This is a genomic window from Cupriavidus sp. H18C1, assembly GCF_049311595.1.
Taxonomy (GTDB): Bacteria; Pseudomonadota; Gammaproteobacteria; order Burkholderiales; family Burkholderiaceae; genus Cupriavidus; species Cupriavidus cauae.
In genome coordinates this window covers 2,649,765-2,664,010 of the sequence record NZ_CP186008.1, presented here as the reverse complement: position 1 = coordinate 2,664,010, position 14,246 = coordinate 2,649,765, and the positions used below count along the sequence as shown (strand labels likewise).

The window sequence follows — 14,246 nt, the reverse complement described above, 5'->3', positions numbered from 1 at the left end:
CGCGACGCGAGCGAAGCCGGCGATTACATGTTGTCGATCATCACCTGACCGAAGCCCGAGCACGAGACCTGGGTCGCGCCTTCGAGCAGGCGGGCGAAGTCGTACGTGACCTTCTTCGACAGGATCGACTTCTCCATCGACGAGATAATCAGGTCCGCCGCCTCGGTCCAGCCCATATGGCGCAGCATCATTTCGGCCGACAGGATTTCCGAACCCGGGTTCACGTAGTCCTTGCCGGCGTACTTCGGCGCGGTACCGTGGGTGGCTTCGAACATCGCCACCGAATCCGACAGGTTGGCGCCCGGCGCGATGCCGATGCCGCCGACCTGCGCGGCCAGCGCGTCGGACACGTAGTCGCCGTTCAGGTTCAGCGTGGCGATCACCGAGTACTCGGCCGGACGCAGCAGGATCTGCTGCAGGAACGCGTCAGCGATCGCGTCCTTGACGATGATGTCCTTGCCGGTCTTCGGGTTCTTGAACTTGCACCACGGGCCGCCATCGATCAGCTCGGCACCGAATTCCTTCTGCGCCAGTTCGTAGCCCCAGTCGCGGAATCCGCCTTCGGTGAACTTCATGATGTTGCCCTTGTGGACCAGGGTCACCGAGGGCTTGTCGTTGTCGATCGCGTACTGGATGGCCTTGCGGACCAGGCGCTGGGTGCCCTGCTTCGACACGGGCTTGACGCCGATACCCGAGGTTTCCGGGAAGCGGATCTTCTTGACGCCCATTTCGTTCTGCAGGAAAGCGATGACCTTCTTGGCCTGCTCGCTTTCGGCTTCCCACTCGATACCGGCGTAGATGTCTTCCGAGTTCTCACGGAAGATCACCATGTCGGTCTTCTCGGGCTCGCGCACCGGCGAGGGAACGCCCTTGAAATAGCGCACCGGGCGCAGGCAGACATACAGGTCCAGCTGCTGGCGCAGCGCGACATTCAGCGAGCGGATACCGCCGCCGACCGGCGTGGTCAGCGGGCCCTTGATCGAGACCACGTATTCACGCAGCACGTCCAGCGTTTCGTCGGGCAGCCACACATCGGGGCCATAGACCTTGGTCGACTTCTCGCCGGCGTAGATCTCCATCCACGAGATCTTGCGCTTGCCGGCGTAGGCCTTGGCCACGGCCGCGTCCACCACCTTGATCATCACCGGGGTGATATCGAAGCCGGTACCGTCGCCTTCGATATAAGGGATGATCGGGTTGTCCGGAACATTCAGCGAGAGATCCTGGTTGACCGTGATCTTCTCACCGGCCGGGACCTTGATGTGTTGGTACATGACGTCTCCAGTACGGAACGGGGGTTTTCGAACGGCCGGCGGGTTCGTGACCAGACGGCGAAATGCGGGCCTAGCGGGAGGCATTGTAACGGCCCTCGCGACACCGGCATTGCTGCATCGCGAGACTGCGTCCTATCTGGGTCTTATATAAGACACAAGACCGGTTTCGTATTATGCAGCAATTTTTCATCATCCGCCATCCCGGCCGGGCGCTTGCGTCGTGCGCGCTGCGGCATACTGGCGCCTTTCCCGCACCGGTTTCCCCATGACCTTGATCGCCCTGAACAAGCCGTTCGGCACCATGAGCCAGTTCTCGCCCCATCCGAGCCGGCAGACACTCGCCGACTGGATCGCAATGCCGGGCGTCTATCCCGCCGGCCGGCTCGACGCCGACAGCGAGGGGCTGCTGCTGCTGACCGACGACGGCGTGCTGCAGGCGCGCATCGCCGACCCGCGCCAGAAGCTGGCCAAGACCTATCTGGCGCAGGTCGAAGGCGTGCCGGACGAGGCCGCGCTGGCCAGGCTGCGCGCCGGCCTCGACCTTGGCGACTTCCAAACCTTACCGGCGCAGGCCACGTTGATCGACGAGCCGGATTTCCTGTGGCCGCGCACGCCGCCGATCCGCTTTCGCGCCGCGATACCGACGCAGTGGCTGAAGATCGTGATCCACGAGGGCAAGAACCGGCAGGTGCGCCGCATGACCGCGGCGGTCGGCTACCCGACGCTGCGGCTGGTCCGGGTCGGCATCGGCGCGCTGGACCTGCGCCAGCTGGGCCTCGCCCCGGGGCAATGGCAGGAGGTCGCGCCGCAGAGCCTGGGCATGAGCGGCCCCGCCCGCGGCACCACGCCCGTCCGGCCTCGGTCGAATCCCGGCGGCACCAGCCCGGGTCGCACGAACCCGGGTCGCACGAACGCCGGCCGCACCAATCCGGACCGCACCGACACGGGCCCTGACAACGCCGACCCTGCCAAGGCCCGCCGTACCGACGCGGGTCGTACCAACACCGGCCGCACCAACGCTGGCCGCACCAACGCCGGCCGTACCGACTCGGATCGGACAGGCGGCCCCAACCGCCGCCGGCGGCCGGCCTAGCCGCGCTGCGCTATGCTTGCGGCTGCGTTCCGGAGCGTTCCCGCCGCCTTCCTGTCACGTTCGTGCCACGTTCCTGCCGCGTTTTCCTGACCCCGCCGACATGACCTTCGCCATTCCCGCCATGCCTGTCCGCCGTCCGTCGTCCGCCGCCCCGCTCGATTGCCCTGCGCCGTCTTCGTCCCGCCGCCCGCTGGCGCGCCGGCTCGCCGCTCTCGCCTGCGGCGTGGCGATGCTGACCCCGCTCGCGCACGCGCAAAGCCAAACGCAGCAGCGGCTGCCGGTGGTGTCGCTGAGCGCCGGCATGTACGTGATCCGCGCCGAGGTCGCCGCCGATCCGCAGTCCCGTCAGCAAGGGCTGATGTACCGCAAGTCGATGCCCGCCAATACCGGCATGCTGTTCGTGTTCGAGCAGAAGGCCGGCCACTGCTTCTGGATGAAGAACACCGAGCTGCCGCTGTCGATCGCCTTCCTGGCGGACGACGGCACCATCGTCAACATCGAGGACATGCAGCCGCGCGAGCGAGCAGAACCACTGCCCGAAGGCGGCGATCCGCTATGCGCTGGAGATGAACCAGGGGTGGTTCGCGCAGAAGGGCATCAAGGCCGGCGCGAAGATCGGCGGCCTGCCCGCGCAGTAAAGGGCCGCACTATAGAGCCCAAGAATACGGCCCTATAAAGGGCTTCAGGAAAACGGGCCAGGAAGAAAGACGCGGCCCGTCAAACAAGCCGCGCCGGCATCGCAAGGGCCCGCATGGCCCCGCAATGGCCCGGTCCGGACTTCAGTCCCGGAAGTTGTTGAAGTCCAGCGGCGCCTCGGGCACGTCCTTGCGCAGCATCGCGATCACACTTTGCAGATCGTCGCGCTTGGCGCCCGACACGCGCACCGCATCGCCCTGGATGCTGGCCTGCACCTTGATCTTGCTGTCCTTGATCATGCGCACGATCTTCTTGGCCAGATCTCCGGTAACGCCCTTCTTGATCGTGATGACCTGCTTGACCTTGTCGCCGCTGATCTTCTCGGTCTTTCCGTAGTCGAGGAAGCGCACGTCGACATTGCGCTTGGCCATCTTGCTGAGCAGCACGTCCTTGACCTGGCCGAGCTTGAAGTCGTCATCGGCAAACGCGGTCAGTTCGCCTTCCTTTTGCTCGACACGGGAATCGGAGCCCTTGAAGTCGAAGCGCGTCGAGATTTCCTTGTTGGCCTGCTCGACCGCATTCTTGACCTCGACCATATTCGCTTCGCATACCACGTCAAACGACGGCATCGCCTACTCCTTCTGTATTCCGGTACCTCGGACCTCGGTACCCTGTTCGATCCCTGAACCTGGCCGGCCCTCGCCGGTGGTTCCGTATAATCCAGCCAACCCTGCAGTCCAGGCCGTTCCGCTCCATCCCGCTGTTCGGGCATCCTCGTCCGGCAACTTTTTCCGCATGGCAGATTTCCACGAATTTTATCCGCTGCGCCAGCACAACACATTGGGTTTCGACGTACGCGCACGCTACGCGATGGCGGTGCGCAGCGAAAGCGACCTCGTCGAGGCACTCGCCGACCCCCGCGCCGCGCAGCGGCCGGTGGTCGTGCTGGGCGGCGGCAGCAACGTGGTGCTGACCGGCGATCTCGATGCGGTGGTGCTGCTGATGCAGGTTCCGGGCTACACCGTCGCCGCCGCCGACGACGCCTGGCTGGTGACGGTGGGTGCCGGCGAGAACTGGCACGCGACCGTCAATCGGACCATCGCCGACGGCATGCCCGGCCTCGAAAACCTGGCGCTGATCCCCGGCAGCGTGGGCGCGGCGCCCATTCAGAACATCGGCGCCTACGGCGTCGAGCTGCGCGAACGCTTCCACAGCCTGCGCGCTTGGGACCGGCAAACCCGCGACTTCGTCACGCTGAGCCTGAGCGATTGCGCCTTCGGCTATCGGGACAGCCTGTTCAAGCAGGCCGGCCGGGATCGCTACGTGATCACCGCGGTCACGCTGCGGCTGCCGCGGCGCTGGCAGCCGGCGCTGGGCTATGCCGAACTCGCCCGTGAGCTGCACGATCATCCGGCACCGGATGCGGCCGCGATTCGCGACGCGGTCATCGCGATCCGCCGGCGCAAGCTGCCCGACCCCCGCCGTGCTGGGCAATGCCGGCAGCTTCTTCAAGAATCCGGTGGTCAGCGCCGCCCAGCGCGACGCGCTGGTGGCCGCGCATCCGGACCTGGTCAGCCATCTGCAGCCGGACGGCAGCTACAAGCTTGCCGCGGGCTGGCTGATCGATCGCTGCGGATTCAAGGGCCTGCGCGAAGGCCCGGTCGGCGTGCACGAGCGGCAGGCGCTGGTGCTGGTGCACCATGGCGGCGGCGACGGCCGTGCGCTGCTGGCGCTGGCGGGGCGCATCGCCGATACGGTGCGGGAGCGCTTTGGCGTCGGGATCGAGCCCGAGCCGGTGGTGCTGTAGTTCGGGCGGTAGTTCGGGCGGTAGTTTCGGCGGTACTGCGAGCGCCCTTTCCCGCTCCCCCGGCCCGTCTCCCGCTCGCGGGAGAGAGGAGCATGCCCACAGCGGCTCGATGGTTGTCCGCCGAGGTTGCCCGCCGAGGTTGCCCGCCGAGTGTTGCGCGCTGACCGGTTACAACGGCAGATCCTGCAGGAACTCCTTGCGGATATCGACGGTGCCGCGCTTGCCGACGGCATCGTAATGCTGCTCGAGCCATGCCTGCGCGGCGGTACGTCCGCGCTCGCGCAGCATCAGCAGGAAATTCCAGTCGGTCACCAGCTTGGTCGACGACGACAGGTCCGCCAGCGCCTCGTCGGCGCGGATCGAATGCAGCAGGATGTATTTGAGCTTGTCGCGGTATTCCGGCTTGAGCCACTCCTCATCGAGCAGCTTCTGCACAAAGGCGATCGCGCGCATCTCGCGCAGCAGCGAGGCGTTGAAGGTGATTTCGTTGAGCCGCTCCATCACTTCCTGCGGCTGCGTGGGCACGTCCGGGCGCGAGATCGGATTGATATGGACGACCAGGATGTCGCGCGTCGCGGTCTGGTAGAAGAACGGGAACAGCACCGGATTGCCCATGTAGCCGCCGTCCCAGTAGTACCGCTCGCCGATCTCGATCGCCGGATACAGGTACGGCAGGCAGGCCGAGGCCAGCACCGCGTCGACGGTGAGATCGGCCGTCTGGAACACCCGCACGTTGCCGCTGTTGACGTCGGTGGCGGCGATGAACAGCTTCGTTTCCGGGCAGGCCCGCACGCGCTCGAAGTCGACCTGATCCTCGAGCAGCGAGCGCAAGGGGTTGAACGTGCTGCCCTGCGCGGTTGCGCTCCACCAGCCGGACCACATCCGCATCCAGTCCTGCAGCGGCCAGCTGTTGCCGGGCTGGCCGGACAGCCAGTCGACCGTCTGCTGGCCCAGCGTCGAGAACGGCGAGCCGGCGCGCGACACGCCGAACCAGAAGTCGTGCAGCTTCTCTCGCGCGCGCTCTGTACCGCCTTCGAGCAGGCCGTCGATCATCATCACCGCGTTCATCGAGCCGGCGCTGGTGCCGCTGATGCCGTCGAAACGCAGGCGGCCATCCTCCAGCAGCGCGTCGAGCACGCCCCAGCCGAAGGCGCCGTGCGCGCCGCCGCCCTGCAGGGCGAGATTGATCGGCTTGTGTCGATTGGCCATGCGGAACTCCGTGAAGCGGGACGATCAAGGGGGAGGATCGGGAGGGGAGAGGAGAGACGGCCGCCGCATGCGCGCGGCCGCCGACGCGCGAGGAGCGATCAGCCGAAGTGGCAGACGTAGTCGAGCGTCTGCTGCACCTCGATATCGAAGCTGCTGTCGCCGGGAACGTTGAACTGCTGGCCCGCGCCGTAGGTCTGCCATTCGTCGGAGCCCGCCAGCCGCACGCGGCAGACGCCGGCGTTGATCTCCATGATTTCGGGCGCGCCGGTCTTGAAGGTCAGCGAGGCGGGGAAGATCACGCCCAGGGTCTTGCGGGTGCCGTCCGGAAACAGCACGGTGTGGCTGACGCATTTGCCGTCGAAATACAGATTGGCTTGCTTGACGACGGAAACATTGTCGAACTGGCTCATGGTGATTCTCCTGATGAACGATGGAAGTTGGGTGCGGACCCACATGGACCTACGTGGGCCTGAAAGGAGCTGCGCGGACATGTGCCGACCTGCGCGGACATGAAAAGAGGGGCCGCCTGGGCCCCTCTCCTTCCTTACCGATGCGCGTGGCAGCCGCTCGCTGACGACTTACTTGCCGCGCTGGCGGCGCGCATTCTCGGCGATGCGCATGCGCAGCGCGTTCAGCTTGATGAAGCCGCCGGCGTCGGCCTGGTTGTAGGCGCCGAAGTCGTCGTCGAAGGTAGCGATGGTCTTGTCGAACAGCGTGTCCTTCGAATCGCGGGCCAGCACGATGACGTTGCCCTTGTACAGCTTGACGCGCACCCAGCCGTTGACGTTCTGCTGCGTATGGTCGATCAGCACCTGCAGCGCGCGGCGCTCCGGGCTCCACCAGTAGCCGTTGTAGATCAGGCTGGCGTAGCGCGGCATCAGGTCGTCCTTCAGGTGGGCGACTTCGCGGTCCAGCGTGATCGATTCGATCGCGCGGTGGGCGCGCAGCAGGATCGTGCCTCCCGGCGTTTCATAGCAGCCGCGGCTCTTCATGCCGACGTAGCGGTTCTCGACCAGATCCAGACGGCCGATGCCATGCTTGCCGCCCAGGCGGTTCAGTTCGGTCAGCACTTCGGCCGGCGTCATGCGCTTGCCGTTCAGCGCGACGATGTCGCCCTGCTCGAATTCGATGTCGAGGAACTCGGGCGCGTCCGGCGCCTGCTCCGGCGACACCGTCCAGCGCCACATGTCTTCCTCGGCCTCGGCCTTCGGGTCTTCCAGATGGCGGCCTTCGAACGAGATGTGCAGCAGGTTGGCGTCCATCGAGTACGGCGCGCCGCCCTTCTTGTGCTTCATGTCGATTTCGATGCCGGCCTTCTCGGCGTAGGCCAGCAGCTTCTCGCGCGACAGCAGGTCCCACTCGCGCCACGGGGCGATGACCTTGACGCCCGGCTCCAGGCCGTAATAGCCGAGCTCGAAGCGCACCTGGTCGTTGCCCTTGCCGGTGGCGCCGTGCGACACGGCGTCGGCGCCGGTGCTGCGCAGGATCTCGATCTGGCGCTTGGCGATCAGCGGACGGGCGATCGACGTGCCCAGCAGGTATTCGCCTTCGTAGACCGCATTGGCGCGGAACATCGGGAAGACGAAGTCGCGCACGAATTCTTCGCGCAGGTCGTCGATGAAGATGTTTTCGGGCTTGATGCCGAACTTGAGCGCCTTCTGGCGAGCCGGCTCCAGTTCCTCACCCTGGCCGATGTCGGCCGTGAAGGTGACCACCTCGCATTGGTAGGTGTCTTGCAGCCACTTCAGGATCACCGAAGTGTCCAGCCCGCCGGAGTAGGCGAGCACGACTTTCTTGATATCGCTCATGTTCGACTCGATGCGCAAAAGAGGCGCGGACCGGCAGGTAAGACAGCCCGCGCATCGGATATGGAAAAACGGAAAGCCGCTATTTTGACATGACCGCCCGGGCTTGGGCGCCACATCGCCGGACGGCGCGGCTCGGGCGCCAGGCGATCGACCGGATCATCGATCCGGCGCGTCGCTCAATAGCGCCCGCACAGCAGGTACTCCATCAGCGCCTTCTGCACGTGCAGCCGGTTCTCGGCTTCGTCCCAGACCACGCTCTTCGGGCCGTCGATCACGGCGGCCTCGACTTCCTCGCCGCGGTGCGCCGGCAGGCAGTGCATGAACAGCGCGTCGGGATTGGCGCGGTCCATCATCGCTGTGGTCACCATCCAGTCCTGGAAGGCACGCTTGCGCACCTCGTTCTCGGCCTCGAAGCCCATGCTGGTCCAGACGTCGGTGGTCACCAGATCGGCGCCCTGGCACGCGGCCAGCGGGTTGTCGAAGACCTTGACCAGGCTCGCGGCGCTGGCGGGCACCATCGCCGGATCCAGCTGGTATCCCGGCGGCGCCGAGAAATGGAAGGTGAAGCCCAGGCGTTCGGCGGCCTGGATCCAGGTGTAGGCCATGTTGTTGGCATCGCCGATCCACGCCACCACCTTGCCGCGGATGCTGCCGCGGTGCTCGATATAGGTGAAGACGTCGGCCAGTACCTGGCACGGATGGTATTCGTTGGTCAGCCCGTTGATCACCGGCACGCGCGAATGGGCGGCGAAACGGTCGATGATCTCCTGCCCGAAGGTGCGGATCATGATGATGTCCACCATGCGGGAGATCACCTGCGCGGCGTCCTCGATCGGCTCGCCGCGGCCCAGCTGCGAGTCGCGCGTGTTCAGGAACACCGCGTGGCCGCCCAGCTGGTGGATGCCGGCCTCGAACGACAGTCGCGTGCGGGTCGAGTTCTTCTCGAAGATCATCGCCAGCGTACGGTCGTGCAGCGGATGCCAGGTCTCGTAGTTCTTGAACTTGGTCTTCAGAATCCGGGCGCGGTCGAGCAGGTACTCGTACTCCTTCGCATCGAGGTCGCTGAATTGGAGGTAGTGCTTGATCGGCGTTGGGCTCATAAAACAAAGAAGGCGGCTCGATGGGGACACGCGAGGCCATGAACGGTCATGGAACCACGCTGTCGCGGAGCCGCCTTTCGCGTCGCTTGCGCAATGTGAGTTCAGGAATCATAAGGGATTATTCCTGCTTTGGCGAGCCTGGGCGGGCGCACGGCCAGGCCGCCGGGGACCCCTCCCGGCTTATGCGGCAGTCTTATATAAGATATAATACTCGCTGATTCACGCGGGGCCCGGCATACCCTTGCCGCCGCCCGCCGCCGGCATCAAAAGTGCCCCCGCCACGACCGACGCCCCGCCTTCCGGCCAGATTCGCGCGAACCCATCGCCGCTCGCCGCGTCAAACGGGCGCCCGTTGCGGGTTTCCCGTCGAGTCACCAGCCTCACCGCAGTCCATGAATTCCACCGTTCGCCAGTACTTCATCCAGGGCATCACCAAGGAAGGCAAGACCTTCCGTCCGAGCGATTGGGCTGAACGGCTGTGCGGCGTGATGGCGCAATTCCGCCCGCCTGGCGATACCGGCGATCCCCGCCTGACCTACTCCCCCCTACGTGCGCCCGGTGATGTCCGGCGGCGTCAAGTGCGTGGTGGTCGATGCGCGGCTGCGCGAGATCGAGCCCAAGGCGCTGGACTTCGTGCTGAACTTCGCGCGCGACAACCACCTGCAGCTGGTCGAGGCCTGCTCGCTGGATTGAGTGCATCGACGAATAAGCGCGGGAGCGCGCCGAGGGCGAAGGGCAAGAACGAAGCGCAATGCCGCAAATCGGAAGCGCAATGCCGAAGCGCCGAGCGGAATGCAAAAAAGCCCGTCATCGGACGGGCTTTTTTACTGCGCCGACCGCGCGCCAGGCGCGGCCGGTGAACGCGGCAATCAGGCGGCCATGGCCTTGATCGCAGCCGACAGACGCGACTTGTGGCGCGCTGCCTTGTTCTTGTGAACGATCTTCTTGTCGGCGATGCTGTCGATCACGGCTTGCGAGTTCTTGAAGATCTCGGCAGCTGCGGCCTTGTCGCCGGCGTCGATCGCCTTGCGGACTGCCTTGACGGCCGTGCGCAGACGCGAGCGCAGGCTGGAGTTGTGCGCGTTCTGGGCGACGGCTTGACGCGCGCGCTTGCGAGCTTGTGCGGAATTTGCCATTTCGTAAATATCCTGAATTCAGATGCGTGCGTGGATTGCACAAGAGCGACCCGGGATGCACTGACACACGAATCCGGAACGCAACTATCTTCTCGAATCGGCGATTATACACACAAGAGCGAAACCGCCGCAAGGAAGATCCTGCCCCTCGGCGAAGGCGGCGGGCCGCGCACACCAATCCGTATAATTGGCGCCACAATTGGCGGGCCCAGGCTCGCCCGGTGTGGTGGCATTGCAACTTTCAGCCCTTGGCGGCCGTCTGAGTGCGATCCGCCGCCCCGGCGACGCGCCCCGGCGGCGCCACAACGTTCCCCCTCTCCTCCCCCGACCTTGAACCTGCTCAAATCGCTCGCCACCATCAGCGGCCTGACGATGCTGTCGCGCATCACCGGCCTGATCCGCGAGATCCTGATCGCCCGCGCGTTCGGCGCCTCGGACATGACCGACGCGTTCAATGTCGCCTTCCGCATCCCCAACATGCTGCGCCGGATCTTCGGCGAGGGCGCCTTCCAGCAGGCCTTCGTGCCGATCCTCGGCGAATACCACGGCAAGCGCGGCGACGAGCCGACCCGGCTGCTGGTCGATGCGGTCGCCACCGTGATGGCGTGGGCGCTGGCCGCGGTGTCGCTGATCGGCGTGCTGGCCGCCCCGGTGATCATGACCATCGTCGCGACCGGCTTTCGCGGCGACAACCAGACCTACGACGCGGCCGTCTTCATGACCCGCGTGATGTTCCCCTACATCGGCCTGATCTCGATGGTGGCGCTGGCCTCGGGCGTGCTGAACACCTGGCGCAACTTCGCGGTGCCCGCCTTCACGCCGGTGCTGCTGAACCTGTCGCTGATCGGTGCCGCGCTGTTCGTCGCGCCCCATTTGCAGGAGCCGATCTACGCGCAGGCGTGGGGCGTGCTGGTCGGCGGCGTGCTGCAGCTGGCGATCCAGGTGCCGGCGCTCAAGCGCATCGGCATGCTGCCGCGCATCGGCGTGAACCTGCGCGCCGCGTGGCGCGATCCCGGCGTGCGCCGCATCCTGCGGCAGATGGGCCCGGCGCTGCTGGGCGTATCGGTGGCGCAGATCAGCCTGATCATCAATACCAATATCGCCTCGCGCCTGGCCACCGGCAGCGTGTCCTTCCTGACCTATGCCGACCGCCTGATGGAGTTTCCGACCGCGCTGCTCGGCGTGGCGATCGGCACGATCCTGCTGCCGAGCCTGTCGAAGGCCAGCGCGCGCGAGGACAGCGTCGAGTATTCCGCGCTGCTTGACTGGGGCCTGCGGCTGACCTTCCTGCTGGCGATCCCGAGCGCGATCGGCCTCTATGTCTTTGGCCGGCCGCTGACCGCGGTGCTGTTCCACTACGGCAAGTTCGACGCCCATGCGGTCGAGATGACCAGGCTCGCGGTGATGGCCTACGGCGTCGGCCTGGTCGGCCAGATCCTGGTCAAGATCCTCGCGCCCGGCTTCTACGCGCGGCAGGACATCCGCACGCCGGTCAAGATCGCGATCGCGATGCTGGTGATGACGCAGCTCGCCAACCTCGCCTTCGTGCCTTGGCTCGGGCACGCGGGGCTGGCGCTGTCGATCAGCGTCAGCGCGACGCTCAATGCCGTGCTGCTGTTCATCGGCCTGCGCCGCGTCGGCGTCTACCGGCCCGCGCCGGGCTGGTGGCTGTTCCTCGCACAGCTGTCGGCCGCGGCGACGCTGCTTGCGGGCGTGCTGCTGTGGTTCGCGCGCACCTTCGACTGGGTCGCCCTGGGTACCACCCCGCTGCTGCGGATCGCGCTGATGGCCTCGTGCCTGGTGCTTGCGGCGGTCGTCTACTTCGGTACACTGTGGCTCACGGGCCTGCGCTATGCTGCCTTCAAGCGCAAAGCAGCCTGAAGACATGGCGCCGGCCGCAACCAGGAACCGCTATGACCTCGACCAAAGTCCTGGACTATTTTGCCGCGCTGGTGGCGGACGACAGCGGTATCCCGCTGACCGAAACGGCCCTGTCGATCGCACAGGATGCCTACCCTGACCTGGATCTGCAGGCCGAACTGGCCGCCATCGACGTATTGGCCCTGCGGCTGAAACGGCGGATCGCCGACGGCACCCCGGCCATCCAGCGCCTGCGCCTGCTGAACCATTTCTTCTACCGCGACCTGGGCTTCGGGCCCAACACGAACGACTACTACGACCCCGACAATTCGTATCTGAACGTGGTGCTGCGGCAGCGGCGCGGCATTCCGATTTCGCTGGCGGTGCTGTACATGGAGCTCGGCCAGCAGATCGGCCTGCCGCTCAAGGGCGTTTCCTTCCCCCAACCACTTCCTGCTGCGGATGTCGATTCCAGCGGGCGAGGTCGTGCTCGATCCGCTGACCGGCGAGACGCTGTCCAAGGAGCAGCTGCAGGACATGCTGGACCCGTACCTGGAGCGCGAGGGCATCGCCGATCCGAACGCGGTGCCGCTCGGCCTGTTCCTGCAGACCGCCAGCCATCGCGAGATCATCGCGCGGATGCTGCGCAACCTGAAGGCGATCTATCTGCAGGAGTCGCGCTGGCAGCGGCTGCTGGCGGTGCAGAACCGGCTGGTGATCCTGCTGCCCGATTCGATCGAGGAAGTGCGCGACCGGGGCTTGGCCTACGCGAATCTGGAATGCTTCCGGCCCGCGCTGGAAGATCTGGAGGCCTATGTCAGCGCGCGGCCCGATGCGGCCGATTCGACCCAGATCCGCGACCGCATGCCGGCGCTGCGGATGATGAGCCGGTCGCTGAACTGAGCGGCCGCACGCCACCCGGCAAGGAAGAAGGAAGAGACAGAGGACGAGACAGGCCGGCATCGCGACGATGCCGGCCCCGCCGCAAGCCGCGCCCCTACGACACGTCTTACGACACGCGGCGGCGCTTGTCCCCGCGCCGCAGCAGCCGCCACAGGCCGCCCAGGATCAGCGGCACGATCGCCGCGCTGATGCCGGCCAGCACGATCAGGTTCAGGTACTGCTTGATGAATGGCAGGTTGCCGAAGAAATAGCCGGCGAACACCAGGCCGAACACCCAGATGACCGCGCCGAGCACATTGAAGAACTGGAAGCGCGCGAACGTCATCTGCGACACCCCGGCGACGAAGGGCGCGAAGGTCCGCACGATCGGCACGAAACGCGCGATCACCAGCGTCTTGCCGCCGTGGCGCTCGTAGAAGTCGTGCGTCTTGCGCAGCGCCTGCTGGTCAAGGAAGCGCCATTGATGGTCGAACACCTTCGGCCCGATCCAGCTGCCGATCCAGTAGTTGACGGTATTACCGCCGATCGCCGCGGCGAGCAGCAGCCCGATCAGCACCCACTCGTTCATCGCCCCGGTGGCGCAGAACGCGCCGGCGATAAAGAGCAGCGAATCGCCCGGCAGGAAGGGCACCACCACCAGGCCGGTCTCGGCAAAGACGATCGCGAACAGAATGGCATAGACCCAGGCGCCATATTGCTGAATCACGGTGCCGAGATACTTGTCGACGTGCAGCAGCATGTCGATGAACTGCAATACGATTTCCAAGACGTTCCCCATCCTTGTCCAGCCCGACATCATACAAGACGAACGTGGCCGCACCGGTGGCGTAAAGCCCCCCATCTGCGGCAGGGGTGCGAGCTTCCGCACGCAATCGGGCACATCGCTCCCGCGCCATCCCGGCCCCGTCCCCAACGCGTCGCCGCCCCGTTCCGCTCCCATGCCGCAACGAGGCCGACACGTATAATCGCTGCCATGTCCGCGCCACCCTCCTCTCCTGCCTCCGCCGCCGCATTTCCCGCATCGGGCACGACCCCGGGTGCCGACCCGCGTGCAGACCGCCCGCAGCGCCGCCTGGCCCCCTCACGCCCGATCCGCCCGCTGCCCGATCAGCTGGTCAGCCAGATCGCGGCCGGTGAGGTGGTCGAACGACCCGCCTCGGTGGTCAAGGAGTTGCTGGAGAACGCGCTCGACGCCGGCGCGACGCAGCTGTCGGTGCGGCTCGAGGAAGGCGGCGTACGCCGCATCGTGATCAGCGACAACGGCTGCGGCATCCCGGCCGAGGAACTGGCGGTCGCGCTGATGCGCCACGCCACCAGCAAGATCGCCTCGCTCGATGAACTCGAATCGGTGCTGACGCTGGGCTTTCGCGGCGAGGCGCTGGCATCGATCGCCTCCGTCTCGCAGCTGGTGCTGACCAGC

At 66.0% G+C, this 14,246-nt stretch carries 9 protein-coding genes and 6 pseudogenes; 7 read left to right on the top strand and 8 right to left on the bottom strand.

The annotated features are described in order from the left end of the window. Positions 1-23: 23 nt before the first annotated feature. Entirely contained in the window at positions 24-1,274 is a 1,251-nt protein-coding gene (gene icd, locus OJJOAM_RS12395; protein ID WP_023263378.1) for an NADP-dependent isocitrate dehydrogenase, read from the bottom strand. A gap of 265 nt (positions 1,275-1,539) precedes the next feature. Between icd and OJJOAM_RS12390 the strand changes: the two are divergent. Together OJJOAM_RS12390 and OJJOAM_RS12385 are read left to right on the top strand one after the other, a co-directional pair. Then, positions 1,540-2,077, top strand: a pseudogene (locus tag OJJOAM_RS12390) (pseudouridine synthase); the annotation flags it as partial. A 519-nt stretch (positions 2,078-2,596) separates the two neighbouring features. After that, positions 2,597-3,005, top strand: a pseudogene (locus OJJOAM_RS12385) (DUF192 domain-containing protein). Between the two features lie 141 nt (positions 3,006-3,146). Here the strand turns inward: OJJOAM_RS12385 and OJJOAM_RS12380 are convergent. Beyond that, positions 3,147-3,632: a YajQ family cyclic di-GMP-binding protein gene (locus OJJOAM_RS12380; RefSeq protein WP_006579066.1), complete on the bottom strand. Its 486-nt coding sequence runs from the start codon at positions 3,630-3,632 to the stop codon at positions 3,147-3,149. A gap of 166 nt (positions 3,633-3,798) precedes the next feature. Here OJJOAM_RS12380 and murB point away from each other — a divergent pair. Next, positions 3,799-4,810, top strand: a pseudogene (gene murB, locus OJJOAM_RS12375) (UDP-N-acetylmuramate dehydrogenase). Positions 4,811-4,978: 168 nt separating this feature from the next. Here the strand turns inward: murB and OJJOAM_RS12370 are convergent. The 4 genes from OJJOAM_RS12370 to argF all read right to left on the bottom strand — a co-directional run bounded on the left by OJJOAM_RS12370 (position 4,979) and on the right by argF (position 8,927). Next, a complete protein-coding gene (locus OJJOAM_RS12370) occupies positions 4,979-6,019 on the bottom strand; it encodes a patatin-like phospholipase family protein (protein ID WP_422648110.1) in 1,041 nt (346 codons plus the stop codon). 98 nt (positions 6,020-6,117) lie between these two features. Further along, positions 6,118-6,429: a pyrimidine/purine nucleoside phosphorylase gene (locus OJJOAM_RS12365; protein ID WP_149316696.1), complete on the bottom strand. Its 312-nt coding sequence runs from the start codon at positions 6,427-6,429 to the stop codon at positions 6,118-6,120. Between the two features lie 168 nt (positions 6,430-6,597). Further along, positions 6,598-7,827 carry an argininosuccinate synthase gene (locus OJJOAM_RS12360; RefSeq protein WP_422648109.1) on the bottom strand — a complete coding sequence of 410 codons (1,230 nt, stop codon included), beginning with the start codon at positions 7,825-7,827 and terminating at the stop codon, positions 6,598-6,600. 176 nt (positions 7,828-8,003) lie between these two features. Continuing rightward, positions 8,004-8,927 carry an ornithine carbamoyltransferase gene (argF, locus tag OJJOAM_RS12355; protein ID WP_149316695.1) on the bottom strand — a complete coding sequence of 308 codons (924 nt, stop codon included), beginning with the start codon at positions 8,925-8,927 and terminating at the stop codon, positions 8,004-8,006. 392 nt (positions 8,928-9,319) lie between these two features. Here argF and OJJOAM_RS12350 point away from each other — a divergent pair. Beyond that, a pseudogene (locus tag OJJOAM_RS12350) lies at positions 9,320-9,620 on the top strand (DUF3579 domain-containing protein). Between the two features lie 176 nt (positions 9,621-9,796). Here OJJOAM_RS12350 and rpsT read toward each other — a convergent pair. Continuing rightward, positions 9,797-10,063: a 30S ribosomal protein S20 gene (gene rpsT, locus OJJOAM_RS12345; RefSeq protein ID WP_006579059.1), complete on the bottom strand. Its 267-nt coding sequence runs from the start codon at positions 10,061-10,063 to the stop codon at positions 9,797-9,799. Between the two features lie 330 nt (positions 10,064-10,393). Between rpsT and murJ the strand changes: the two genes are divergently transcribed. Then, positions 10,394-11,944, top strand: a complete 1,551-nt coding sequence (gene murJ, locus OJJOAM_RS12340; RefSeq protein WP_422648108.1) for a murein biosynthesis integral membrane protein MurJ — start codon at positions 10,394-10,396, stop codon at positions 11,942-11,944. 32 nt (positions 11,945-11,976) lie between these two features. After that, positions 11,977-12,826: pseudogene (locus tag OJJOAM_RS12335) on the top strand (SirB1 family protein). A 106-nt stretch (positions 12,827-12,932) separates the two neighbouring features. Here OJJOAM_RS12335 and OJJOAM_RS12330 read toward each other — a convergent pair. Further along, the gene (locus tag OJJOAM_RS12330) at positions 12,933-13,580 is read right to left on the bottom strand and encodes a VTT domain-containing protein (protein ID WP_187829116.1); all 648 of its coding nucleotides are present in this window, start codon (positions 13,578-13,580) and stop codon (positions 12,933-12,935) included. Positions 13,581-13,799: 219 nt separating this feature from the next. On the opposite strand from OJJOAM_RS12330, the pseudogene OJJOAM_RS12325 reads away from it, so the two are divergent. Next, positions 13,800-14,198 (top strand): annotated as a pseudogene (locus OJJOAM_RS12325) (ATP-binding protein); the annotation flags it as partial. Positions 14,199-14,246 lie beyond the last annotated feature (48 nt).

Coding starts and splice junctions, on each gene's coding strand:
- OJJOAM_RS12365 (WP_149316696.1), bottom strand. CDS start 6,429: ATGAGCCAGTTCGACAATGTTTCCGTCGTCAAGCAAGCCAATCTGTAT.
- argF (WP_149316695.1), bottom strand. CDS start 8,927: ATGAGCCCAACGCCGATCAAGCACTACCTCCAATTCAGCGACCTCGAT.
- OJJOAM_RS12370 (WP_422648110.1), bottom strand. CDS start 6,019: ATGGCCAATCGACACAAGCCGATCAATCTCGCCCTGCAGGGCGGCGGC.
- rpsT (WP_006579059.1), bottom strand. CDS start 10,063: ATGGCAAATTCCGCACAAGCTCGCAAGCGCGCGCGTCAAGCCGTCGCC.
- OJJOAM_RS12380 (WP_006579066.1), bottom strand. CDS start 3,632: ATGCCGTCGTTTGACGTGGTATGCGAAGCGAATATGGTCGAGGTCAAG.
- OJJOAM_RS12360 (WP_422648109.1), bottom strand. CDS start 7,827: ATGAGCGATATCAAGAAAGTCGTGCTCGCCTACTCCGGCGGGCTGGAC.
- icd (WP_023263378.1), bottom strand. CDS start 1,274: ATGTACCAACACATCAAGGTCCCGGCCGGTGAGAAGATCACGGTCAAC.